Source organism: Enterococcus sp. AZ129, from assembly GCF_051714505.1.
GTDB classification, from domain to species: Bacteria; Bacillota; Bacilli; order Lactobacillales; family Enterococcaceae; genus Enterococcus; species Enterococcus faecalis.
Window position 1 is genome coordinate 711,406 of the sequence record NZ_JBIORY010000001.1, and the last position, 24,846, is coordinate 736,251.

The following is a 24,846-nucleotide window of genomic DNA, read 5'->3' on the forward strand; positions in this document are numbered from 1 at the left end:
CTTATCACGCTCCTCTCAACTTAAGAGACAACAAACGAGTAGGTCTGCTAATTAAAAAGCAGTGCCTACTCGTCTATTATAAGTGGTTTTTCTAAAAATAAAATCCGCCTTAAGTCTCAGTTACTGGGCTGCCAAGTAAGGTGTAAACCATTCAGAAAGTGTGCCGGTATAAGGTAAAACGACCCGTTTCATTCCACGAGAAATAGCAGTATACAGGATTTTTTTATCTCGTTTATTGTCGGAATAACGATTAACATTTGGGTTATGAAGAATTACATTATCAAATTCTAGACCTTTTGCCATATCAATTGATAAAACTTGCAGTGACGGATGTTCTTCCAATGAAAGAGAAGCACTAAGTTCTTTTGTTAATTGTTCTTTTTCTGCAAAAGTTTTAGTAATAATGGCGGTGCTTTCTTTCGGATCAAAAGTTGTAATGGAAGTTACGATTGCTTTAAGATAGTCAGACGCAGAGTCACAAGGAATAAATGTCGGCTTTTCTCCATCATGCCGGATGGGCACAATGGTTAATTGCTCTGGTTGAGTGCCTAATGTTTGGAAGAGTCGTGTAATTTCTTTACTTGAACGGTAACTGTTTAATAATTGATAGGTTCCAACAGAACGGCTGGTTTCGTTAACCAATAAATCATGAGCTTCAGAAAATTCAATGGCTGTATTAAAAATGGCTTGATTTTCATCACCAGCTAAAGTAAAACTAGCTTTAGGGAAAAGTGTCAGCAGTAATAATAATTGGGCTTCTGTATAATCTTGGACTTCATCGACTAGGATAAAAGCCATTTGCTGGTTGGCGAGGTTTTCAATAAATGCATGTTTCACCAAAATAAGGGCCACAATTTCATCGGCTGTGAAAACAGCTGTCTCTTTTTGATACGATTTTCCAGTGAATAAAGAATAAAACGTTTCAAAAAAGGCCCATTGATCTAGCCAAGCATCATTTTTGATAGCGGCAGTGACAGAGAGATATTTTTTCTTCAAACGTTTTAAAGCAAAATCAGCCAGATGTTTTTCATTATCTTCGGTAATCACTGTGCCAAAATAACGAACTTGTTCAGCTTCTGTTAAATCTTGGAATTGATCCAACATTTTTTTAGAATGGGCTTGTTTTAATAAGTACCGTGTCCAAAGACTGGTTAACTTTTCTTTTGTGGCTGAAATTCGTTGGCGAATACTCAAGTCAGCTGGTGTTTCTTGATAAAGTTTAAAAATTGTTTCTGAAGTAAATAAGGTCTGCTTTTTAAAAGTTAAAGGACGGAAAAAATGTGGCTGCACAACCGCTTTTTCAGGATTGCTTAAAAGAAACGTTGCAAATTCTTTTGAACGAATAACGTGCTCTTGCTCCGTTGCCTCAGAGCGAGTAATGCGTTCGAAATAGTCCGTTTCTTCTTCCATTGGCCATGCTTCTTTGGTAGTGAAGCGCAAAAATTGTAAAAGAGTCAAATTCAAGGGATTTCGTTCGCCTAAATTCGGTAAAACTTGAGAAATATAATCAATAAATGTTGAATTTGGTGAAAGTAATAAAATATTATCCGCTGTAATTTCTGCTCGATGTTGATAAAGTAAATAAGCAATCCGTTGCATAATCGCAGACGTTTTCCCACTACCAGCAATCCCGTTGACTAGTAGGAGTGGCTGCGTTTCGTCACGAATTATTTGATTTTGTTCTTGTTGAATGGTTGTCGTAATGTCCTTCATATAAGGAGAAGCATCTTCTTCTAAAGAATGCAATAACACATCATCTTGAATCGCAATGGTTGTGTCAAAATAGTTGATTAATTGATCTTTTTCAATAATTAACTGTCTTTTCAAATCAAGTTGTACAGGAATGGTTTGTTGATGTGCCATGTAGGCTGTTTTCCCTAAAACATTGTCATAAAATAACGAAGCAATCGGTGAGCGCCAATCGTGAATGCGCGTTTCTTCTTCTAAAGAAGTAAAATCGTTTACGCCAATATAAAAGTTTTCTGGCTCTTCAGGGCTGTCTTCAAAAGTCACGCCAATTTTGCCAAAATAAGGAACTTGTAATAGGCGTTTCACTTTGTCTAAATTTTTAGCCGTTGCTTCATTTTTTAAGTTCCACTGATCAATTTCACGGTTCTTCATTTCCAACATGGCAAACGTCTCTAGATTATCGGCATAACTATCAAAATTCAGCTTAGAATCGCGACCAAATTCCTCTAGCATATGTTTGCCATCTTTCATTGTGTTCGCCAATTGCTCTTCGTAAACTTTTTTAGCCGCTTGCAGCTCATGATAAACCGTTGTTAAATGCTGTTGTTCATAAATTTTTTCATCGGTCATGGAGATTCCTCCTTTTAATAACATGACTGAATAGTATACGTTACTTTTAGCATAAATGCAAGCGCTGTTTATGAGGAAATGGCGAATCTTGTCGCCTAGTCATTCAGATTTTTCAAGAAATATGATAAAGTAGAGAGGAGATAAAGGAGGCAATCATAATGATTTTTGATACACATACACATTTGAATGCAGAACAATTTAATGATGATATTCCAGAAACGATTGCACATGCCCAAGAATTGGGTGTTACAGAGATGGCCGTGGTCGGTTTTGATGAACCAACGATTGAAAAATCTCTTTTACTTAGTCAGGAATATGCCAATATTTATAGTATCATTGGTTGGCATCCAACAGAAGCGGATAGCTATACGCCAGAGGTTGAACGACGATTACAAGAACAATTAACGTTGCCAAAAATTGTCGCATTAGGTGAAATCGGTCTTGATTATTACTGGATGGAGGATCCTAAAGAGGTGCAAGAAAAAGTCTTTCGCCGTCAAATTGCGATTGCTCGGGAAATGAATTTACCGTTTAGTGTGCATACGAGAGAGGCATTAGAAGATACCTATCGAATTTTAAAAGATGAAAAAATTTCAGATATTGGTGGAATCATGCATAGTTTCAGTGGCGATGCCGAGTGGATGAAGAAATTTTTAGATTTAGGTTTGCATATTTCTTTTAGTGGCGTCGTAACGTTTAAAAAGGCGTTGGATGTTCAAGAAGCGGCGATGGCGGTACCACTTGAACGAATGTTGGTGGAAACAGATGCACCCTATTTAGCCCCTGTTCCTTATCGTGGTAAACGGAATGAACCAGGCTATACACGATACGTAGTGGAAAAAATTGCTGAATTACGACAACTAACCTTTGAAGAAGTGGCAGAACAAACGAGAGTCAACGCTCATCGCTTGTTTCGGATAGATAAATGAAAGAAAAAATGAAAGTTGCAGAAATCATTGTCGTTGAAGGAAAAGACGACACACGCCGCATTCAAGAGGTAGTTGCAGCGGATACGATTGAAACGATTGGCTCTGCTATCAATGATGAAATTTTGACACAAATTGAACACGCACAAGAAACGAGAGGCGTGATTATTTTTACAGATCCAGATTATTCGGGCGAAAAAATTCGTAAAACAATAATGGAAGTCGTTCCTGATGCAAAGCATGCTTTTTTATCAAGAAAAGTCGCAGTGCCTAAAAAAAATGGAGGTAGCCTAGGGGTTGAACATGCTAGTGATGAAGCAATTATTGAAGCCTTAAAAAAAGTCGTAACACCTGTTCAAGCTGATGAAGACTATCAAGAAATTCCTAGACAAACACTAGTTGAATATGGTTTAATAGCGGGAGCAAATGCCAAAAAATACCGTGAATTATTAGGAGATGACCTAAGAATTGGCTATACAAATAGCAAACAGTTAGTCAAACGGTTAAGCATGTTTCGGATTACAGAAGCAGAATTGAAAGAAAGCATGACACGTATTTTAAAAGAACTTGCAAACGAAGAATAACTACATGGAGGAACAAGCGTGACGGACTATAAAGAAATTGCCACACCATCCAGAACCAAAGAAATACTAAAAAAACATGGATTTTCATTTAAAAAGAGTTTAGGTCAAAATTTTTTGACAGAGCCTAATATTTTAAGAAAAATTGTAGAAACAGCGGGAATCAATCAGCAGACAAATGTTGTCGAAGTCGGGCCTGGAATTGGTGCATTAACAGAGCAATTAGCGATGAACGCGGCACAAGTTGTGGCTTTTGAGATTGATGATCGCTTGATTCCTGTCTTAGCGGATACCTTAAGTCGCTATGATAATGTAACAGTGGTACATCAGGATGTTTTAAAAGCTGATTTGGTCGAGACAACCAACCAAGTTTTTCAAGAGAAGTATCCGATTAAAGTGGTAGCGAACCTACCTTACTATATTACTACGCCAATTATGATGCATTTTTTAGAATCTTCTTTAGATGTAGCCGAAATGGTTGTGATGATGCAAAAAGAGGTCGCTGATCGAATTGCTGCTAAACCAGGAACGAAAGCTTATGGCTCATTATCAATTGCTGTCCAATATTTTATGGAAGCAAGTGTCGCCTTTATTGTGCCAAAAACGGTTTTTGTGCCGCAGCCCAATGTTGACTCGGCGATTATTAAATTGACGCGCCGTGCTACACCAGCGGTGACAGTGACCAATGAAAAAGAATTTTTCAAACTAACCAAAGCCAGTTTCCAATTAAGACGTAAAACATTGTGGAATAACTTAACGCATTTTTATGGGAAAGATGAACAAACGGTGGCTTGGCTAAAAGAAAGCCTGGCTGAAGCAGAAATCGATCCTTCTAGACGTGGTGAAACATTGTCTTTAGAAGAATTCGCTCGTTTAAGTAATGCTTTAGAAAAAAATAAACCAGTATAAAAAAGAACTTTCTGTTATTTATGAGAAATAACAGAAAGTTCTTTTATGTGTCTTGACACATTGCGGCTGTTCAGCTACACTTGAGAAAAACAAAAGGTGTCATGACACCTTTAGGAGGCAGTTTTAATGAAAACAAACTCAGTAAAACGTTTAACAATTTCAGCACTTTTAATTGCAATGGGGATTATCATTCCAATGGTTATGCCAAGAATTACCATTGGTCCAGCCAGTTTTACGTTAGCAAGTCACGTCCCAGTTTTTATTGCCATGTTTATTTCTCCAGTGGTGGCAATTGCAGTTAGTCTAGGAACAGGTTTTGGTTTTTTCTTATCCGCAACACCGATTATTGCTTTGCGGGCCTTATCTCATTTGATTTTTGCAGTCATTGGCGCAGTGATTTTACAAAAGCATCCAGAAATTTTAATCAATAAAGAGGGGAAATTCACTTTATTAAATGGGAAATTACAGTTGTTTAACGTGGGAATTGGAGTGATTCATTCCGCTGCCGAGCTAGTGGTTGTTTCTGTATTTTACACAATGGGCAACTTGCCAGGAACCTATTATACAGCCGGCTTCATGTATTCTATTTTTCTTTTGATGGGCGTTGGTGGATTAATTCATAGTTTAGTGGATTTCAGTATTGCCTACTTTTTAGCAAGTACCTTAAGTAAACATGTAGATATTCCAACTTTTACAGAAGCGAAACAACCCAAAGTGATAAAAAAGAAGGTTAAATTAGCATAAAGAGAAACAATCGAGGCATCCGTCACAATTACGGATGCCTCGAGATTTTTTTATTTAATGACTTCTTCTGTTTGAGGGTCGAAGAAATGTCCTTTGTTAATATCAAAAGCTAAGTCAATCATTTCACCAGGATGGTGGAAGTCACGAGCATCTACTTTTGAGATAAACTCTGTATCACCAATTTTTGTATAAAGCATGGATTCAGCCCCTAATAATTCAGAAACAACGACTTCAGATTTAATCACTGCATCTTTCATTGCCGTTAAAGCCACTTGTTCGCTATGAATATCTTCTGGACGAATACCGAAAATTAATTTTTTGCCTTCATAACCATGTTCAACAAGCTCTTTGTTTCTTCCTTCAGGAATTGCTAGCTTTAAGCCATGTTGGTTAGAAATAACCCCATTGTTTAAGGTAACTTTGAAGAAATTCATGGCAGGTGAGCCGATGAACCCAGCTACGAACATATTTTTTGGTGTATTGTAAACTTCTTTTGGTGAACCAATTTGTTGAATAAAGCCATCTTTCATAATTACGATTCGATCAGCCATGGTCATCGCTTCGGTTTGGTCATGTGTCACATAAATTGTCGTAGTTTCTAAACGTTGGTGTAGTTTAGCGATTTCAGCACGCATGGCTACACGTAATTTTGCATCCAAGTTTGATAAAGGTTCATCCATTAAAAAGACTTTGGCATCACGGACAATTGCCCGGCCAAGTGCAACACGTTGGCGTTGTCCACCAGAAAGCGCCGCAGGTTTACGTTGTAAGTACTCTGTTAAGCCCAGAATATCCGCAGCATTTTCCACCCGTTTTTTAATTTCAGCTTTATCATATTTTCTTAGTTTTAAACCAAAGGCCATGTTATCAAAAACAGTCATATGCGGGTAAAGCGCATAGTTTTGGAAAACCATGGCAATATCACGATCTTTCGGTGCAACGTCATTCATGACTTTGTCCCCAATTGATAATTCACCTTCAGTAATATCTTCTAAGCCAGCAATCATGCGCAATGTTGTTGATTTACCGCAACCAGAAGGTCCGACAAAGACGATAAATTCACGGTCTGTAATTTCTAAGTTAAAATCTGTAACAGAATAATGTTCTGCATTGTCATATTTTTTATACACATTTCTAAGCGCCATTTCCACCATTTGATACGTCACTCTTTTCTTTTTGATTTGTTACTCATAGTTTAAATGAAAACGCTATCTTTCGGCAAGGGAGAGTTGCACAAGAAAAAGAAGACTTTTTCGTCAAGGTGACAAAGGGCAAACACTCTCAGCGGATTTATCGATAAACTTTTGTTATAATATAACAAAGACAGGAGTTGGATAACATGAAAATCGCTTTAATCGCTCATGATCGTAAAAAAACATTAATGATCAAACTAGCAACCGCTTATAAACATATTTTAGAAAAACATGAATTGTATGCAACGGGAACGACAGGCATGAAAGTGATGGAAGCAACTGGCTTACCCGTGCATTGCTTTAAATCGGGGCCATTAGGTGGGGATCAACAGATTGGCGCAATGATATCGGAAGACAACATTGATTTAGTTATTTTTTTAAGAGATCCTCTTTCCGCGCAACCGCATGAACCAGACGTGACGGCTTTGATTCGTCTAAGTGATGTCTATGAAATTCCTTTAGCGACCAATATCGGCAGTGCTGAAATTCTTTTGAGAGGTGTCGAGGCGGGGTTTGCGGACTTCCGTGAGGTTATCCATGAAGGGGATCGTCGACCGTTAGCTTTTTAGAGAACCTTAATGGTTATTTTGACTATTTTGTGGTATATTTTATGAGGACTTTTGTCCAAATAAAATAACAGAGTAGGAGACAAAGCGTTAAGTGCTAAAAGGATGGGATGTTGCCTTTTGGACGAAGAACATAAACAGTGTGTTGCTAGAAAGCAAAGGTTCTTACTTTGCTTATCATCAGAACAACACGTTCAGCTTTTTAATGTTCGCGGTTTTGTTTTCGCATTCGCTGCATGGTTCGTCATGTAGCAGCTCTTAGAGGAGATGCTAAAAATGACAAAGAAAAAATTTGGCACAAAATCCATTGCGTTAATGGGCGTACTCATTGCGGTGGTCGTTGTCTTTTCACGCTTTTTTGCGTATGAAACAACGTTTTTAAAAATCAGTTTCACGTTTATCCCAGAATCATTGATTGGGATGATTTTCGGACCTTTTTGGGCTGGAATCGGCACGGCGGTGGCTGATGTGGTAGGAATGTTGCTTTTTCCAAAGGCAGGCTATTTTCCTGGGTTTACTTTAAATGCCTTTTTGGCTGGTGCTATTTATGGTTATTTCTATTATAAGAAAGAAATGACATGGCAACGAGTGATTTTGGCGACATTGTTGGTCACCGTTTTAATTAATATCATTTTAACTCCTTTGTGGTTAAGTTTAATGTATGGCGTCAATCTAGCAAATTTTGCTTGGTGGGTGCCACGCTTAATTAAAACAGTTATTTTCTTTCCTATTCAAGTAATTGCCACTTATTATTTAGGCAATAAAATTCCCTTTAAACGTTTATTTGGAAAGCCATTATCTGAATTAGATCAATAAATTTAAAATTAAAAGAGTCACTTTTCATCATCCCAGAAAAGTGACTCTTTTTTATTGTGCTTTTTGATTAAACTGTGCTTCGTAAAGGTCACGATAATAACCCTGTTCTTTTTGCAATAATTCGTCATGGGTGCCAATTTCAACTACTTGACCATTGTCCATAACTAGAATTTTTTCAGCACTTTTGATTGTTGCTAAGCGATGGGCAATAACAAAACTGGTCCGGCCAGTCATCATTTGTAAAAAAGCATCCTGAATTTTTTGCTCGGTCAACGTATCAACTGAACTGGTCGCTTCATCTAAAATAAGCATTGGCGGATTACTAATCATCGTGCGTGCAATAGTCATTAATTGTCGTTGTCCTTCAGAAATTTTAATGCCTTGGGAACCAATCTCGGTATCTAGTCCTTGAGGTAAACGCATGACGAAATCAAAAATATGGGCTTTTTTCATGGCTTCTATAATTTCTTCGTCAGAGGCTTCGGGATTTCCGTACGTTAAATTTTCCCGAATGGAACTATCGAATAGCCAAGTATCTTGGAGAACCATACCAAAACTTTTTCGTAAGCTGTCCCGAGTAATTTGAGTAATGTCGTGAGTATCAACCGTAATTTGACCATGGTCGACCTCGTAAAAGCGCATTAACAAATTCACTAATGTTGATTTACCCGCACCAGTTCGTCCAACAATGGCAATTGTTTCTCCTGGTTCAGCAATTAAATTAAAGTTTTCGATTAAAGGTCGCGTCGGCGTGTAAGAAAAATCAACGTCTTTAAATTCAACACGGCCTCGCGCTTCTTTCAAAACAATTGCGTTCGGGGCATCAGGACGTTCAACTGGTTGATCCATCATATCAAAGGTACGTTCCAATCCAGCTAAGGCTGCTTGGATTTGGTTGGTGATTCCTGAGAGTTCAATAAAAGGTTTAGAAAACTGACTAGAGTAAATGGTGAAACTGGAAATAACACCAACTGTGACTAAAGGATTGCCACTTAAAACTAACAAGCCACCGACTAATCCAATCGATAAGTAAGATAAATGGTCGATAAATCGAGAAAGTGGGTTGGTTAAGGAAGAAGAAAACTGAGCCTTCTGTCCTTTTTCATACAACGTTTGATTCAATGCTTCAAATGTTTCTTGCGTAGCTTGTTCTTGTTGAAAGGCTTTAACAATTTTTTGGTTGCCAACCATTTCTGAAACGAAGCCGGAAATTTCACCAACAATCGTTTGTTGTGCAGCAAAGTTTTTTTGTGAAGCTTTTGCAACAAGCCAGTTTACAATAAAAATAATCGGCGTACTGATAAGAACCACTAATGTGAGCAGGGGACTTAGCCGAATCATAAAGAGCAAAGCAACAACGACGGTGGCCATGCCGGAAAATAATTGGTTGAAGACAGCCGAGCAAGCCATTGAAATATTGTCAATATCGTTGGTAAAGCGACTGACGATATTTCCGTGTGATGTTTGGTCATAATAACTTAACGGTAATTGATTTAAATGGGCAAAGGCATCTTTTCTCAGCTGTGTGGTCGATAAATAAGACACGCGATTACCGAGACGTTGAATCAGCCATTGACTTAGAACGGTTACGAGTAAAATCCCTGCTAATAAACCTAAAATTTTGATGAGTTGCGCAGCATTGACTTGTCCTTTACCAACCATTGTATCAACGGATTTACCTATATAATAAGTCATGAGGACAGTCGAAAAACCACTGAGAATTCCTAGGATTAAGGCGCCAATAATTTCTTTTGGATAGCGTAGTAAATACGGCTTAAAACGTGAGAAGGCACCAAAATGAATTTTTTTAGTTTGCATGGGTATCCTCCTCCTGTGACGCAACGATTTCTTGATACTCTTTAGAAGAAGTAAGTAATTCTTCGTGGGTGCCAAGGCCAGCGACTTTTCCACTATCTAGGACTAAAATTTGATTCGCCGTAGCAATCGAACTCACGCGTTGTGAAATTAAAATAACGGTTGTCTCTGCTCGTTCTTTTTGTAAAGCACGGCGCAGATTCAAATCTGTTTGATAGTCGAGGGCACTCAAGGAATCATCTAAAATAAGTAAATGCGGTTTCCTAATCAAGGCACGGGCAATGGTCAACCGTTGTCTTTGTCCACCAGAAAAGTTTTTTCCGCCTTCGTTAACAGGCGTGTCTAACCCTTGGTCTAATTGTTCAACAAATTCTTTACATTGGGCGATAGCTAATGCTTCCCAACAGTCTTCATCAGTTGCATTTGGTTTGCCCCATTGTAAGTTTTCTCGAATAGTCCCTGTAAATAAGACGGCAGTTTGTGGAACACTTGCAACTTGTTGGCGTAAAGTAAAGAGCGGCCAATCGCGCACATTTACACCATTAATAAAAAGGTTTCCTGCACTCACATCATAAAATCTGGGAATGAGTTGGGTTAAGGTACTTTTCCCGCTGCCGGTAGGTCCCGTGATGCCGAGAATTGAGCCTTTAGGAATCGTAAAATTGATATTTTCCAAAGCCAAACCGGCCTCTGGTTCATAGCGAAAATCTACATGGTCAAAGGTAATATCACCAAATTGTGGAGATGTTTTTGCTGATTCTGGTGTATCTGTTAACTGACTTTCTACAGTTAAAACCTCATTGACACGGTTTGCGGAAGCGGCGGCTCGCGTAAAAATTACCACGAGATTAGAAGCAACAATTAAAGCGAGCATCATTTGATTCATATAATTGATCAAGGCTAAAACTTCCCCTTGTTGCAGAGAACCAAAAGAAACTTTTAAGCCACTAAAATAAAGTAAAAATAAAATTCCAACATTCATAATCAAAGTGGTTAAAGGCGTTAATAAAGCAGAGACATTCGATACACGAATGTAAATATCGCCTAAATCATCTGAAGCTTTATCAACATGTCGTTGCTCTGTTTCCTTTCTAGCAAACGCACGGATCACACGGACACCGCTTAAGTTTTGGCTGATTTGACGGTTTAACCGATCCAAATATTCTTGGACTTTTTGATATAAAGGCACAGTCACTTTAATGATAATAAAGAGAATAAGGCTAAAAATTGGTAAAAGTAATAGGAAAAGAAAGCCCATCTGCACGTCAATGTAAAAAGCCATGACCACAGAACCGATACTTAAAAAAGGTGTCCGAATGACCAACCGAATAAACATCGCTAAAGCCAATTGAAGCTGGTTGATATCGTTTGTGATCCGAGTGATGAGGGTATCTGTACCAAAACTATTCAATTCTTTGTGTGAAAGCTGATTAATTTTTTTCATTAATTGATTTCTTAGCTCCGTCCCAAAACCTTGCGAAGCGACTGAAGCATAATATTGACAAATCATGACAAAAAATAAACCAACTAACGACATAACAAGCATCCAGAGGGCCATTTCTATGACAGTCTGTCGGTCGTTTTGACGAATACCGACATCGACTAAGTGAGCCATGAATAAGGGCAAGACTAACTCGAAACAAGCTTCTAAAAATTTGAAGACTGGACCGAGGATAATTTGTTTTCGATAATTTTTTGCGTATTTCAATAAACCAAACATAAGATTCCTCCCTTTGCTGCTCTCATTGTAGCCTAATCTTTCAATGAAAGAAAGTTGTTCGCTACATTTTCTCAACTTCTGGTAAAATAGAAGAAAAGAGTAAAGAAGTGGAGAGTGGTAGAAACATGGAAAAAATGAGTCAGATTATTTTGTTATTTTTTATTTATTCCTTTATCGGTTGGTTATGGGAAACGGTGTATTGTTCATTAAAAGCTAAAAAATTTGTTTATCGAGGATTTTTGGTAGGGCCCTATTGTCCTATTTATGGATTTGGGGTCTTAAGCGTTCTCTATTTTGTGGAACCCTTTGAAAACAATCTCTTGGTATTGTATATCGGATCGGCTGTTTTAGTGACAATTTTAGAATATGTCACTAGTTATGGCTTGGAAAAACTGTTCCATGCCTCTTGGTGGGATTATCATGATGTACCTTTTAATTTAAACGGTCGTGTGGCTTTACCGGTTTCTCTTTTTTGGGGATTGGGTTGTGTCTTGATTGTCAAAGTTATTCAACCAGAAATCGCCAAAGTTGTCAGCTTTTTACAAGCAACCTTTGGCAACTACTTAGCCCTTTGCATAGTGATTGTAATGGGGCTTGACTTAATTTATACGTTGCTGAACATGCAAGGTTTCAAAAAACTTATTACCGAGATGGGCCAAACGTTGGAAACGAACCAACAAGAATTTAAGCAACGGTTGAACACAAAAATGGAAATCGCTACAGCTGATTGGCAGAAGTTAAAAGAACGAACCAAAAAAGAGCATTTCCAAAATCGGTTAAATTTCCAACAACGTCGTTTTATTAACAATTACCCAAAACTAACTTTAAAAAACATTAAAAATTCCAAAGAAGTTCGGCATCTCTTAGAAGATTTGAAGAAAAAGGGCCAATAATTAACAAAAAATATTACAAAATATTTCAATCAATGGTCTAATGAGATGAAAAAAAGAAAAATCGTCAAAAGCTAGTTTTTAAGGCGTCTTAAGAAATTCTTAAAGAATTGAGATAGAAATGGACTAATGAATAAACGCAGGATAAAAAAAGAGTCGCATTTAAATTGTAACAAATTGTAACATGATTGAAATAAAACAAGCCCTCCTGACTAGTATAATGAGTAGGTGTTTTAGATAAGTTAGGAAAGGTGTTGGATTTAGTGAAGGTTAAAAAGTTGATACCATTTTTAACAACAATGATGCTTATCAATTTTGGACTTCCAGTCGCTGCTGCAGCAGAATCACTTGATTCGTTGCAAGAAAAAGAAGCGCAAGCGAAACAATCTGGGGAGTTAATTAGTAAAGAAATCAATTCAGCCTTAGACGATGTAAATGCTAAATATGCGGAAATCGAACGTTTAAAAACGCAAATTTCAAAAGCGGAAGATACGTTGAAAACTTCGAAAGAGGAAATAGAAAAAACAGAAAAAAATATTTCTCGTCGTAAAGAAGCTGTTGGCGATCGTATGAAGGATATTCAATTAAATGGCGACCAACGTACTTGGCAAGCCTTATTAGATGCAGAAAATTTATCAGATTTCTTTAATCGGGCCTACGCCATGACCGTTTTACAAAACTTTGAACGGGAAAAGATTGAAAGCTTAACTAGCGAAAAAGAAAAGTTAGCTGCATTACAAGAAAAAGTTGAAAATACGCAAACAACTTTAAAACAAAATGAAGAGAAATTACAAGTTGAAGCTTCTTCAATGAATAATAAAGTCTCTGAGTTAAAAGAAAAAATGGCGGATAATGAAGAATTATTGGCTCAAATTTCGACAGACAAACAGAAAGAGCAACAACGCTTAGTCAGCGAAAAAGCAGCAGCTGAGGCACAGAAAAAACGTGCGGCAGAAACTGCCAAAGCAGAAGCAGCGAAGAAACAAGCAGCTGCCGACAAACAAGCGCAAGCAGATGCGGCGGCTAAACTAGAAGCCGAAGCTGCTGAAGAGTCAAGCAGTCAAGCATCAAGCTCTTCTACAAGTACGGAAAGCAGTAGCACTGAATCTTCAAGTTCAGCTAGTTCATCCGAATCGTCATCAACGACAGAATCATCGACAGGCGAATCATCAACACCAGGAACTGGCTCTGGTCGTGTGCTTCAGATGGAATCAACTGCTTATTCTTGGCGCGAAGCTGGTGCAAGTAATCTAAGTGCTACTGGTATTGACTTAAGTAAACAAAGCAATGTAGTTGCAGTCGATCCAAGTGTAATTCCTCTAGGTTCATTAGTGAAAGTCTCTGGTTATGGCTTTGCTATTGCTGGGGATACAGGTGGCGCTATTCAAGGAAATATTATTGATGTTCATTTTGATTCAGTAGACCAATGCCGTCTTTGGGGACGACGTCAGGTTACAGTAGAAATTCAATAATAAATTTGTTATACTAAAGACAAGATAAAAGGAATTGGCTAAGTCAGTAATGATAGTAGCCAGTTCTTTTTTAGTTAAATGTAAAGGAGAATTACAATGATTCGCTCGGCAACAAAAGAAGACGGTCAAGCGATTGCTCGGCTGGTCTTAGTTATTTTAAAAGATATGGAGTTACCAATTTTAGAAGAAGTCTCAGAAGAACAAATGATTGACCTGTTAGCAGAGGCAACGGCGTATCCAACCTATCGCTATGGCTATCAACGAATTTTAGTTTATGAACATGCAGGTGAAGTTGCAGGGATTGCTGTCGGCTATCCTGCAGAAGATGAAAAGATTATTGATGAACCTTTAAGAGAAGTCTTTAAAAAACATGGCTTAGCAGAAGATGTTCGGCTATTTATTGAAGAAGAAACCTTGCCTAATGAATGGTATTTAGACACGATTTCTGTGGATGAACGTTTCCGCGGAATGGGAATTGGTTCTAAGTTATTAGATGCTTTACCTGAAGTAGCCAAAGCTAGCGGGAAGCAAGCCTTGGGTCTAAATGTTGATTTTGACAATCCAGGGGCGAGAAAGTTATACGCAAGCAAAGGCTTTAAAGATGTCACAACAATGACTATTAGTGGTCACTTATACAATCATATGCAAAAAGAAGTGTAAAAATAACGAAGAGCGTGGGACAAAAATCACTTTGGATTTTTGCTCCACGCTCAAAATCTGATAAACGGCGGGGACAGAAGCAACTCCTTCGGAAATAAGCCGAAATTCTCCAAAAATTATAGAAAAATTTTCGGAAATTCCTTCTTATTTCTCGGAGTTAAACACTTCTGTCCCGACCTCTTCGTTATTTTTCATTAATCCGTTAAAGGATCAAAATCTAATCCAAAATCATCGGAAGTTTTTTGTTTTTTCTTATTATATAACCAGTAGTCAAGGACAGCTGCTATGCAGATGCACAACGGTGCGTCCTCATCATTGGCAACAGTTAAAACAAAATAGTCGCCTGTACAAAGCATGGTTTTATCCATTGACATAATTTTTTTATGGACTTGATAAATTGAATATTGGTGCGCTTTGATATCCCCAACAACTGCCCAATGAAGGCCTTGAACATAATAGAAATCAGCATTCAAATTGAACAGTTTTCGTAGAGTACCCACTTTTTCAAAACGCTGATATAACTCAAATCGTGTGCCAAAAGTCCAAGAAACTTGTTTAATACTGGCTAAAATTTCTCCGTTCATTGCATATAAAGAAAGCGCATCTCCTCGTGTGCCCCAGCGCCCCACCAATAGAAAAAGTGAACGGCCTGCTTGGTCTTTCACGATGGTTCGCGTAACTTTTCCTAACTGTTGTTCTTGAATAAAAAATTCAGACACGACACGATCTCCTTTCTATATATAAATGAGTGCTGTAACTGGTAGTGCTTATTACAAATCTTCTCTTATTGCACGCAGGATGGCTTCGCCAACACCATTTTCTAAATTAGTGGCTGTTTCATATTTAGCGTATTCTTTTAATTCCAGTTCGGCATTGCCCATTGCAAAACTTACCCCAGCCCATTGAATCATGCTGACGTCATTTAAATTATCACCAATAGTCATGACTTGTTCAGCGGGAATCCCACGTTCTTTAGCGACGCGCGCAACCGCAATCCCTTTTTGTGCTAGGCGGTGGTTAATTTCAATATTATTAAGCGCAGAAGAGGTGACAACCAAATCATCTAGTTCTTCTACTTCCATCCCAGCAGGACCTAATACTTTCGGCCCATCCATACTGAAGCCAATAATTTTAAGGACTTCAATCGAATCATCTTTTAAAATATCGTCTAAACGATCAACATAGGTAATATGCAATAAAGATAGGTGTGCTGAAGCCATGGCAATCGCCACTTTATAAGTTAAATGGGGCATGGATTCTGCAATATGAGCGGCAAAGTTTTCAATTCTTTTTTCTTGATGTTCAGAAAAAATACCTTTATTTGTAGAGATTTCATAGTAAACATTGTGTTGACTCAAAATAGTTAGTACTTCTGTTACTGTTTCTTTTTCGATCCCAGCCGTGAAAAGTGAGTGTCCATCTTTGTCGAACACTTGGGCGCCGTTTAAAGTAATCATGGCGCAGTCAATTCCAGCTTCTTCTAACGCGGGTTTCGCTTCGGTATATGCGCGGCCAGTAGCAACCATAAATTCGATTCCTAAACGTTCCGCTTCGCGAATTGCTGAAGCGTTATCATTTGTGATGCTCATTTTTGCATCTAAAAGTGTTCCATCCATATCTGAAGCAATTAATTTAATCATCGATTCTCTACACCTCATTATCTATTTAAAGCTTACCTATAGTTTACCACGTTTTTCCAAGAGAAAGTACCCAGAAATTTCTTGTCAGGTTTGGAGAAATTCGTTATGCTTAGAGAGCGAAGGAGTGAGCATTATGAAAGAAATTATTCACAATAGTTGGCAAACCGTTTTATCTGCTGAATTTGAAAAACCATATTATCAAGAATTGCGGGAATTTTTGAAAAAAGAATATCAGACACAAACGATTTATCCAGATATGTATCATTTATTTTCAGCGTTAGAACTAACCCCTTTTGAAGAAGTAAAAGTAGTAATTTTGGGACAAGACCCATATCATGGACCCAATCAAGCACACGGACTAAGTTTCTCTGTCCAGCCAGGTGTGAAAGTGCCGCCATCTCTTGCGAATATTTACAAAGAATTACAAGCTGATTTAGGGTACCAACCCGTCAACCATGGCTTTTTAGAAAGCTGGGCTAAACAAGGCGTGTTATTATTAAATACTGTGTTGACCGTTCGGGCAGGTCAAGCCTATTCCCATCGAGGTAAAGGGTGGGAGCAACTGACAGATGTCATTATCGAAAAGTTGAATGAGCGTGAAAAACCTGTTGTTTTCATTTTATGGGGACGTCCAGCTCAAGAAAAAATTAAAATGATTGATACGACTCGGCATGTGATTATCAAATCGCCACATCCAAGTCCATTGTCAGCACATCGTGGTTTTTTTGGCTCACGTCCGTTTTCTCAAGCGAATGCCGCTCTAGAACGCTTAGGGGAAACGCCGATTGATTGGCAACTTCCTGAAACAGTGTAATGTAACAGCGCAATCTGTTGTAGTGTAGAAGAGTTAGTTTGTGAAAAGTTTATCGGATTATTGGTTTTTTTGACTAATACAGCTAGAAAAAACTGTTATTTTCTTTGAGAATAGTGTATGATGGATTTTGTAAATATAAAACTGGAGGGTTTATCGTGGAATTATTCGATAGCTTAAAATTTAAAGTCGTACGCCGTAATATCAAAATTGTTTTCCCTGAAGCAACAGATCCTAGAATCTTAGGTGCTGCTGCCCGCTTAAAATCTGATGAATTAGTAGAACCAATCTTAATTGGTGATCCAACAGATATCGCAAATGCTGCTATGGCTCGTGGAATCAACACATCAAACTTTATTATTATCAACCCAAATGATTATGAAAAATGGGATGAAATGGTCGAAGCATTTGTTGAACGCCGTAATGGAAAAGCTACTAAAGAAGATGCTGAAAAAATCTTAAAAGATGTCAACTATTTCGGTACTATGTTAACTTACATGGGTATTGCTGATGGTATGGTTAGTGGTGCTATCCACTCAACAGGTGATACAGTTCGCCCTGCGTTACAAATCATTAAAACAAAACCAGGCGTGAGCCGTACAAGTGGTGCTTTCTTAATGATTCGTGGTCGTGACCAAGAAAGATATTTATTCTCAGACTGCGCGATTAACGTGAACCCAACTGCACAAGAATTAGCTGAAATTGCTGTTGATAGTGCCAAAACAGCTGAATTATTTGACATTGAACCAAAAGTTTCATTGTTAAGTTTTTCAACAAAAGGTTCTGCAAAAGCACCAGAAGTAACAAAAGTTGCTGAAGCTACAAAAATTGCGCAAGAATTAGCACCTGAATATGCGATTGATGGTGAATTACAATTTGATGCTTCTTATGTATCTTCTGTTGCACAATTAAAAGCGCCCAACTCAAAAGTTGCTGGAGAAGCAACAGTCTTTGTATTCCCAGATTTACAATCAGGAAATATTGGCTACAAAATTGCTCAACGTTTAGGTAACTTTGAAGCAATTGGCCCAATCTTACAAGGATTGAACAAACCAGTTTCTGACTTATCACGTGGTGCAAACGAAGAAGATGTTTATAAATTATCAATCATTACAGCTGCTCAAACATTAATGAACGACTAATTAACTATGTCGAAGCATGATAAATAAGCAAAGTAGAAGTTGAGGTTCCCAGGACACTTGGGCCTCAACTTTATTTTTTTGAAGCTGCCACTAGTCAACTTATTGAATTTTCGGTATACTTTCATACATAGATTCTTGCAGATGGGAGGCAAAAAAATGAATATTGTCCTGAACAATCCATTGGAAACAGAAGCAATTGCTAAAATCATTGGACAAAAGGCACAAGCTGGTGATGTAATTGTCCTGACTGGTGATTTAGGGGCCGGTAAGACGACAATGACGAAAGGGATTGCTTTAGGATTAGGCATTTCCCAAATGATTAAAAGTCCCACCTATACGATTATCCGCGAATATCCACAAGGACGACTTCCGTTATACCATATGGATGTTTACCGTGTTGAAGAGGGTGCGGATGAATTAGGGTTAGATGAGTATTTTGAAGGAGATGGGCTATCCGTTGTAGAATGGGGCAGCTTGATTGAAGAAGAATTGCCAGAAGATTATTTAGAAATTATTTTAAATAAAGATTCTCAAGAAGCTGACAAGAGAGTTCTTGAATTCCGCGGAACTGGTCCATTGGCAGAAGAAAGAATAGCAGAGATTCTGAAAACGTGGGAGGCTCGCGAATATGTCTGAACAAACATTTTCTATTCGAGAAGCAGTGCCTACTGATGCGGATCAATTACTATCTGTGATGTCAAAAATTGGGAGTGAAACGCCCTATTTGGTAATGGATGAGCGAGGAATGGCTATGTCGACAACAGAATTGGCTGAAAATCTAGCAACACTCTATGAATCGCCAAATAATGTTTTATTGGTGGCATTAGCGGGAGAAGCGATCATTGGGACCGCATCTGTGTCTGCTTCTTCTAAAAAGCGGATGGAGCATATTGGTGAAATCGGCATTAGTATTTTAAAACAGTACTGGGGCTATGGACTGGGCAGTATCTTGATGGAAGAACTTATTCGCTGGGCGCATGAAAGTCATGTTATTCGTCGCTTGGAATTAACGGTACAGGATCGTAATCAACGAGCGATTCATGTCTATAAAAAATTAGGTTTTGAAACAGAGGCAATTATGCCTCGGGGCGCCAAAACAGACCAAGGTGAATTTTTAGATGTTCATTTAATGCGTTTGCTGATTGATTAATTATTGGTTAATAATTTTAATTTCTTAAATAATCGAACGATAATTGCATGAAAAAACAAAATTTTCGCAATTATCGTTTGTTTCATATTTATTTTTCTGATATTTTTGTTATAATTATAGAAGAATTTAACGAAAAAATGAAAATTTATTTTGGGAAGGAATGTAAGAAATGGCGAAGGCAACGAAAATGAATGTTAACTATCGAGAGTCGATCTTGGATCGTGCGTATCGTTTAGAGCTAATAAAAAAAGATGAGTATGCAAAACATCAAGAAAAATTATCATTATTAAATGAAAAATTGTCTGACGGGGAACCAGCTCAATTTGATGCAAAAGAAGAAACGTTTTGGAAAAAAATTTCGCAAAAAGTTATTTTATAAAAGTAATACATACGAATAAGAGCGTACACATAGAAAGAAGCGTAAGCAGTGTTAAACTGCTTACGCTTCTTTTTTAATGAATAGGAATAACTGTTTCACGCTTAATTAATTTGTGAGGAATAACGAGACGGACACCATTCGTCAATTCTTCATGGATTAATTCATATAATTTTTTCATCGCCATTCGACCTAATTCTGACGTGTCGATGTCAATGCTTGTTAGATAAGGATGTGTCAATGTTGAAAAGATTGAGTTGTTAAAACTAATAATGGATAACGTTTCAGGAACTTGATAACCATAGATTTGCGCAAGTTGCATCGTCCGCAAAGCAAAGATATCATCAATCACCACCAACGCCGTGGCATTATTTTGATGAAGAATATCATCGAAAGCCATGTAATCTTCAGGTTTTTCTAACGCAACGCTTGGTAAAACAGTTAATCCTTGCATCATCATTGCTTTTTGATAACCAAAGTAACGTTCAAAGTACAAACTTTCATGCGTTGTATTGGTCACAAATAAAATATTTTTATGGCCGTTTTCAATTAAAAATTCCGTCGCTTGTTTCCCTAATAATTGATTATCATTATCCACGTAAACTATTTCCGTTTCATGTTGGTAAGGTTGACCAATTAAAGTAAAGGGAATGTTGTTTTCGTATAAGTAATCAATGACGGGGTCCTTACTATCTGAATACACAAGAATAAAACCGTCCACTTGTTTTTGAAGGTGCATTCTTTTAACGTTTTCCAATAGTACATCAAAACTTTTGGCAGTTGCAATAGCAGTAGTCATATCATAAAGACGGGCTTCCTCATTGATGGCTTCCATAATTTCTAAATAAAATGGATTCCCTAACCGTTCTTTCGAATCTAAAGGAGGTAAAATTACGCCAATGGCACTTGAAATTCGTTTACCCAAATTCCGTGCCGTCATATTTGGCACATAGCCTAAATCATCCATGACTTTTCGCACTTTCTTTTTTGTCGATTCAGAAATACTTGGATGATCGTTAATGACACGCGAAACGGTTGAAGTTGCAACCCCCGCTTTCTTAGCGACATCTTTTACTGTAATTGCCATTTTTGCCACGCCTTTCTTAGTGATTATAGAAGGTTAAATTGATAAACCGTTTGGTAGGTTTGCTTTTTATTAGCTGGTAATAAAATAGAGCCCCACTGAGGATGATGAACAATGTCTGGATACTCATGTGGTTCAATTGCTAAGCCATAGTTTGAATGCATCGCTTGTCCATTAATAGAAAATGGAGCCTCAAAACCAGTCGTAGAAAATAATACCATACTTTGGTTCGTTGTTGCTATCGTCATTTTTCTTCCAGAAGTAGGTTCTTGTAAGCATAGTTGTGGCTGTCTTAAGTCAGAGCCAACTAAGGAGAAAACATCATCTAACCCAGTTGGATAGCGTTGGAGGATTGTTTCGATAGGTGTCAGTTCATTAAAACGTATGGATAGTTCAGAAGCTGGTAAAATCTGTCCAGTAGGCAGCTTATTATCGTCTAATTCTAACATACCTTGACAGTTCAAAGATAGCAAATGTGACAGAATGTCTAACTTTCCATCGCCAGATAAATTAAAGTAGGCGTGGTTCGTAGGATTAAAAAGTGTTTCCTGTTTACTCCGTCCAGTACTGATCATTCGTAAATGATTATCCTCTAGCTGGTAGGTGATGGTGGCCTCAATTGGTCCAGGATAGCCAGAAATGGTGTCGGTTAAATGAAAAGCAACGCCAATGATATCCTTTTTTTCAAAGGGTTCGACTGTCCAATATTGAAAAGACCACCCCTTTGAGCCACCATGGATATGATGATTGTCGCTATTTTGTTCTAATATTCCATTTTGCCAATGGCCATTACGAATGCGTCCAGCAACTGGTCCAACAGTGGCGCCAAAAAAGCTTTGATCCTTTAATACATCTTGATACGAATCATACGATAAAAGGATATTTTCCCAATGATTATTTTTGTTTGGCATCAAAAGTTGATGGAGGCGCGCGCCATAATTGAGAAGAACGACTTCTAAAAAGTCGTTCTTCAAAGTAATTTTCTTTAAGTTTGTGTTTGGAATATCGGTTACGGTGATACGATTATCCTTCATGATCAAGCCACACTTTTTTTAAGTAATCAAACGTTAAAGCGCTCGTCTCTGGCACGATGGGCAACCCTTCGCCTAACTCTTCTTTGCGGCCAACGCCAACAGGTTGCGCTCCACTAGCAAGAATCGCTTGAATCCCAGCTTTGGCATCTTCAATGCCAAGACATTCTGCTGGTGTCAAATCAATTTCTTTCGCAGCTAAAATGAAAATATCTGGAGCGGGTTTGCCTGCCTGAACGTCTGCTGGATTAGCAATGGCATCAAAAAGGGGCGTCAATTGCATTTTTTCTAAAAGGAAAGGCCCATTTTTACTTGCAGAAGCCAAGGCGATTTTAATATTGGCTTCACGTAATTCCGTTAATAAAGAAAGAATTCCTGGGTAGACATCTTCAGGCGTAATCGCTTGGATCATTTCCAAGTAATAATCGTTTTTCCGTCGCGCTAACTGGGCAAATTCTTCAGAAGAAAACGTGCCTTCTTTTTTTCCGTATTTTAACAGTAACTGCAGAGAATCTTCACGGCTTACACCTTTCAATTGTTCGTTGAAAACACGGTCAATGGAAATTCCAATTTCGTTCCCTAATTTTTTCCAAGCGTGGTAATGAAATTCTGCTGTATCAGTAATAACGCCATCTAAATCAAACAAAACGCCTTTAAACATGAACTTCTTCCTTTCTGATCGGTAAAACTAATCGATCTTTTAATGTGTATTTTTGATCGTAAACAGTTAATGGAATTGCAGGGCCGTCGAGTAAAGTGAAGGCCACTTGGTCTGCTGCAACTTCAACAAATAGTAAACGATTCCGGTAATTAATGTGGAACGAGTAGGCTGTCCATGTCGCTGGTAAAAAGGGTGCAAATTTTAGTTGTTGATGGTCCGTTTTCATTTGGGCAAAACCTTGCACAATCGCTAGCCAACTACCAGTCATTGAGGTAATGTGTAAGCCATCTTCTGTATCATTATTGTAATTATCTAAGTCAAGGCGCGCTGTTCGTTGATACATTTCCACTGCTTTTTCTTCCATACCTAATTCAGCAGCTAACACAGCATGAATGCTTGGTGAAAGGGAAGATTCATGGACAGTCATTGGTTCGTAAAAGTTAAAGTTCCGGCGTTTTTCTTCTAAAGAAAAGGCGTCATTAAAGAAATAAATTCCTTGAAGAACATCGGCTTGTTTAATGAAACAAGACCGCAAAATTTTATCCCATGACCAATGTTGATTTAAAGGCAGCTCACTAAGTGGTAAATCAGAAACAGGCATTAAATCTTTATCTAAGAAAGTGTCATGTTGTACAAAAATGCCTAATTCATTATCCACTGGGAAGTACATATTTTCTACAATGTCTGCCCATTTAGCTAATTCGTCGTCTGCAATTTTGAGCGTTGTTTCTTCTTGGAATTTTAAATAAGACTCACGGGTGTAACGTAGAACCCACGCAGCGATGGTATTGGTATACCAGTTATTGTTGATATTATTTTCATATTCATTTGGCCCCGTTACGCCATGAATCATATATTGGTTATGACGTTGGGAGAAGTGGACCCGATCCGCCCAAAAACGAGCAATTGCCACAAGCACTTCTAGACCAGCATCTTTTAGATAATCTTCGTCTCCTGTATAGTTGACATAATTATAAATCGCATAAGCAATCGCACCATTTCTGTGAATCTCTTCAAAAGTGATTTCCCACTCATTATGACATTCGACACCAGTAAAAGTAACCATTGGGTAAAGCGCACCCTTTAACCCTTGTTGTTGGGCATTATGAATGGCTTGAGGCAATTGATTGTGGCGATATTTCAGTAGATTTTTAGTAACTTCGGGCTTAGCCAACGCCAAGTAAAGTGGGACAGCATATGCTTCAGTATCCCAATATGTGGCACCACCATATTTTTCGCCAGTAAAGCCTTTTGGTCCGATATTTAAACGATCGTCTTCGCCATAGTAGGTTGAGAAAAGTTGGAAAAGATTAAAACGAATGCCTTGTTGGGCTTCATCATCTCCTTCAATAACAACATCAGCTAATTGCCAACGTTTTGCCCAAGCGGCAGCTTGCCCAGCTTTTGCTTCAGGGTACAAGGTAGTCATTTCTGAAAATAATTCGTTTACTCGTGTGATTTGTTGCGTTTCTGGCACATCACGACTGGTAACGACAAGCACTTCTTTTGTGATAGCGGTCGTTTCGCCTTCGTTTAAAGACACCGTCAATTCTGCGGTTAAAGCCAAGGGCTGTTGTGTATATGTAGGCACAACAGAGGCTCCATCGATGAAATGGCGCATGCCTGCAGTCACTGTAAAACGCTCTATTTCAAAGTTGTTAGGAATGGTCTTAGTTGTAACAAAGCCAAGTGTTTCTTGTGTTTCAATAGCTCTTTCTTCCCAAAAATGTTCTTCATAATTGCTGTCTTCATTTTGAACATCGCCATCCAATTTTGAGTGAAGAGTGATTGTGCCTGTACCTTCCAGCATTTCAATTGTTAAGTGGATGTAAGCCGCTTCTTTTTTTTCTAAGCTTAAAAAACGTTCAAAAGAGAAGCGCACTTTATTCTTCGGTGTTTGGATGGTGAATTGCCGAGAAAGAACCCCGTTTTGCATGTCTAATTCTAAAGAAAAATCTTCGTAAGGTGTAGTGGCTAAATCAATTGTTTGTCCATCAATTTGTAAGTCCATTGCGATGAAATTAATTGCGTTAATCACTTTACCAAAATATTCAGGATAACCATTTTTCCACCAACCAACACGTGTTTTGTCTGGATACCAAACACCTGCTAAATAGGTTCCTTGATGGTGGTCGCCAGAATAGTGTTCTTCAAAATTTCCCCGCATCCCCATATAGCCGTTGCCAATGCTTGTTAATGATTCTTGTAAACGTAAATTTTCTTTATCTAAGTGTGTAGTACGGATTTTCCAAGGATCAATTTGGAATAAACGTTTGATTTGTTTCATGAGAATCCCCCTCAGTGATTTTATTGATAGGTCTATCATAAACGCAACCGATT

Annotated in this window: 24 protein-coding genes and 1 riboswitch; of the genes, 14 read left to right on the forward strand and 10 right to left on the reverse strand. The window is 38.1% G+C overall.

The features are described from left to right. Positions 1-120: 120 nt before the first annotated feature. Positions 121-2,343 carry a HelD family protein gene (locus IGJ90_RS03455; RefSeq protein ID WP_002366306.1) on the reverse strand — a complete coding sequence of 741 codons (2,223 nt, stop codon included), beginning with the start codon at positions 2,341-2,343 and terminating at the stop codon, positions 121-123. A gap of 134 nt (positions 2,344-2,477) precedes the next feature. Between IGJ90_RS03455 and IGJ90_RS03460 the strand changes: the two genes are divergently transcribed. The 4 genes from IGJ90_RS03460 to IGJ90_RS03475 all read left to right on the forward strand — a co-directional run bounded on the left by IGJ90_RS03460 (position 2,478) and on the right by IGJ90_RS03475 (position 5,479). Beyond that, positions 2,478-3,248, forward strand: coding sequence for a TatD family hydrolase (locus tag IGJ90_RS03460; RefSeq protein ID WP_002392088.1), 771 nt, complete (start codon positions 2,478-2,480; stop codon positions 3,246-3,248). Further along, the gene (gene rnmV, locus IGJ90_RS03465; RefSeq protein WP_002358848.1) at positions 3,245-3,829 is read left to right on the forward strand and encodes a ribonuclease M5; all 585 of its coding nucleotides are present in this window, start codon (positions 3,245-3,247) and stop codon (positions 3,827-3,829) included. Before IGJ90_RS03460 ends, rnmV begins: the two co-directional genes overlap by 4 nt. Before the next feature lie 18 nt (positions 3,830-3,847). Further along, a complete protein-coding gene (rsmA, locus tag IGJ90_RS03470) occupies positions 3,848-4,735 on the forward strand; it encodes a 16S rRNA (adenine(1518)-N(6)/adenine(1519)-N(6))-dimethyltransferase RsmA (protein ID WP_002358849.1) in 888 nt (295 codons plus the stop codon). Between the two features lie 126 nt (positions 4,736-4,861). Further along, the gene (locus IGJ90_RS03475) at positions 4,862-5,479 is read left to right on the forward strand and encodes a hypothetical protein (protein WP_002355821.1); all 618 of its coding nucleotides are present in this window, start codon (positions 4,862-4,864) and stop codon (positions 5,477-5,479) included. A 50-nt stretch (positions 5,480-5,529) separates the two neighbouring features. On the opposite strand, the gene IGJ90_RS03480 is transcribed toward IGJ90_RS03475, so the two are convergent. Continuing rightward, positions 5,530-6,633, reverse strand: a complete 1,104-nt coding sequence (locus IGJ90_RS03480) for an ABC transporter ATP-binding protein (RefSeq protein ID WP_002396464.1) — start codon at positions 6,631-6,633, stop codon at positions 5,530-5,532. A gap of 185 nt (positions 6,634-6,818) precedes the next feature. Between IGJ90_RS03480 and mgsA the strand changes: the two genes are divergently transcribed. Next, positions 6,819-7,241, forward strand: coding sequence for a methylglyoxal synthase (mgsA, locus tag IGJ90_RS03485; protein ID WP_002355823.1), 423 nt, complete (start codon positions 6,819-6,821; stop codon positions 7,239-7,241). Between the two features lie 66 nt (positions 7,242-7,307). Next, a riboswitch (THF riboswitch) is annotated at positions 7,308-7,475 on the forward strand. A 30-nt stretch (positions 7,476-7,505) separates the two neighbouring features. Beyond that, positions 7,506-8,054, forward strand: coding sequence for a folate family ECF transporter S component (locus tag IGJ90_RS03490; RefSeq protein WP_002385065.1), 549 nt, complete (start codon positions 7,506-7,508; stop codon positions 8,052-8,054). Positions 8,055-8,105: 51 nt separating this feature from the next. Here IGJ90_RS03490 and IGJ90_RS03495 read toward each other — a convergent pair whose 3' ends face one another. Continuing rightward, positions 8,106-9,872 carry an ABC transporter ATP-binding protein gene (locus IGJ90_RS03495; RefSeq protein WP_002366310.1) on the reverse strand — a complete coding sequence of 589 codons (1,767 nt, stop codon included), beginning with the start codon at positions 9,870-9,872 and terminating at the stop codon, positions 8,106-8,108. After that, positions 9,862-11,589 (reverse strand): ABC transporter ATP-binding protein, encoded by a 1,728-nt coding sequence (locus IGJ90_RS03500; protein WP_002364705.1) that lies wholly within the window; start codon positions 11,587-11,589, stop codon positions 9,862-9,864. The genes IGJ90_RS03495 and IGJ90_RS03500 overlap by 11 nt, the downstream gene beginning before the upstream one ends. A 125-nt stretch (positions 11,590-11,714) precedes the next feature. On the opposite strand from IGJ90_RS03500, the gene IGJ90_RS03505 reads away from it, so the two are divergent. From IGJ90_RS03505 to IGJ90_RS03515, 3 genes are all read left to right on the forward strand, one after another. Further along, complete coding sequence (locus IGJ90_RS03505; protein ID WP_016614023.1) at positions 11,715-12,482, forward strand: putative ABC transporter permease; 768 nt, start codon at positions 11,715-11,717, stop codon at positions 12,480-12,482. Positions 12,483-12,730: 248 nt separating this feature from the next. Continuing rightward, positions 12,731-13,951 carry a 3D domain-containing protein gene (locus tag IGJ90_RS03510; RefSeq protein WP_002394334.1) on the forward strand — a complete coding sequence of 407 codons (1,221 nt, stop codon included), beginning with the start codon at positions 12,731-12,733 and terminating at the stop codon, positions 13,949-13,951. A gap of 96 nt (positions 13,952-14,047) precedes the next feature. Then, a complete protein-coding gene (locus IGJ90_RS03515; RefSeq protein ID WP_002355832.1) occupies positions 14,048-14,611 on the forward strand; it encodes a GNAT family N-acetyltransferase in 564 nt (187 codons plus the stop codon). Positions 14,612-14,805: 194 nt separating this feature from the next. Here the strand turns inward: IGJ90_RS03515 and IGJ90_RS03520 are convergent, their stop codons facing one another. Both IGJ90_RS03520 and IGJ90_RS03525 read right to left on the reverse strand, forming a co-directional pair. Next, on the reverse strand, positions 14,806-15,330 hold the full coding sequence (locus IGJ90_RS03520) for an LURP-one-related/scramblase family protein (protein ID WP_002355833.1): 525 nt from the start codon (positions 15,328-15,330) through the stop codon (positions 14,806-14,808). 51 nt (positions 15,331-15,381) lie between these two features. Continuing rightward, positions 15,382-16,251, reverse strand: coding sequence for a Cof-type HAD-IIB family hydrolase (locus IGJ90_RS03525; protein WP_002383369.1), 870 nt, complete (start codon positions 16,249-16,251; stop codon positions 15,382-15,384). 133 nt (positions 16,252-16,384) lie between these two features. Between IGJ90_RS03525 and IGJ90_RS03530 the strand changes: the two genes are divergently transcribed. The 5 genes from IGJ90_RS03530 to IGJ90_RS03550 all read left to right on the forward strand — a co-directional run bounded on the left by IGJ90_RS03530 (position 16,385) and on the right by IGJ90_RS03550 (position 19,733). Further along, a complete protein-coding gene (locus IGJ90_RS03530) occupies positions 16,385-17,065 on the forward strand; it encodes a uracil-DNA glycosylase (protein ID WP_002363309.1) in 681 nt (226 codons plus the stop codon). A 155-nt stretch (positions 17,066-17,220) separates the two neighbouring features. Beyond that, positions 17,221-18,204, forward strand: coding sequence for a phosphate acetyltransferase (pta, locus tag IGJ90_RS03535; protein ID WP_002355836.1), 984 nt, complete (start codon positions 17,221-17,223; stop codon positions 18,202-18,204). 141 nt (positions 18,205-18,345) lie between these two features. Further along, positions 18,346-18,840 (forward strand): tRNA (adenosine(37)-N6)-threonylcarbamoyltransferase complex ATPase subunit type 1 TsaE, encoded by a 495-nt coding sequence (gene tsaE, locus IGJ90_RS03540; RefSeq protein WP_002409305.1) that lies wholly within the window; start codon positions 18,346-18,348, stop codon positions 18,838-18,840. Beyond that, positions 18,833-19,354, forward strand: coding sequence for a GNAT family N-acetyltransferase (locus IGJ90_RS03545; RefSeq protein ID WP_002388894.1), 522 nt, complete (start codon positions 18,833-18,835; stop codon positions 19,352-19,354). The genes tsaE and IGJ90_RS03545 overlap by 8 nt, the downstream gene beginning before the upstream one ends. A 169-nt stretch (positions 19,355-19,523) precedes the next feature. Then, positions 19,524-19,733: a hypothetical protein gene (locus IGJ90_RS03550; RefSeq protein WP_002355840.1), complete on the forward strand. Its 210-nt coding sequence runs from the start codon at positions 19,524-19,526 to the stop codon at positions 19,731-19,733. Positions 19,734-19,806: 73 nt separating this feature from the next. Here the strand turns inward: IGJ90_RS03550 and bopD are convergent, their stop codons facing one another. The 4 genes from bopD to IGJ90_RS03570 are packed head-to-tail and all read right to left on the reverse strand — an operon-like array spanning position 19,807 to position 24,793. After that, positions 19,807-20,817, reverse strand: a complete 1,011-nt coding sequence (gene bopD / locus IGJ90_RS03555) for a LacI family transcriptional regulator BopD (protein WP_002358859.1) — start codon at positions 20,815-20,817, stop codon at positions 19,807-19,809. A 23-nt stretch (positions 20,818-20,840) separates the two neighbouring features. Then, the gene (locus tag IGJ90_RS03560; protein WP_438767583.1) at positions 20,841-21,848 is read right to left on the reverse strand and encodes an aldose epimerase family protein; all 1,008 of its coding nucleotides are present in this window, start codon (positions 21,846-21,848) and stop codon (positions 20,841-20,843) included. After that, positions 21,838-22,506, reverse strand: a complete 669-nt coding sequence (pgmB, locus tag IGJ90_RS03565; protein WP_016634277.1) for a beta-phosphoglucomutase — start codon at positions 22,504-22,506, stop codon at positions 21,838-21,840. The genes IGJ90_RS03560 and pgmB overlap by 11 nt, the downstream gene beginning before the upstream one ends. Continuing rightward, positions 22,499-24,793 (reverse strand): glycoside hydrolase family 65 protein, encoded by a 2,295-nt coding sequence (locus IGJ90_RS03570; RefSeq protein ID WP_010823462.1) that lies wholly within the window; start codon positions 24,791-24,793, stop codon positions 22,499-22,501. The genes pgmB and IGJ90_RS03570 overlap by 8 nt, the downstream gene beginning before the upstream one ends. Positions 24,794-24,846 lie beyond the last annotated feature (53 nt).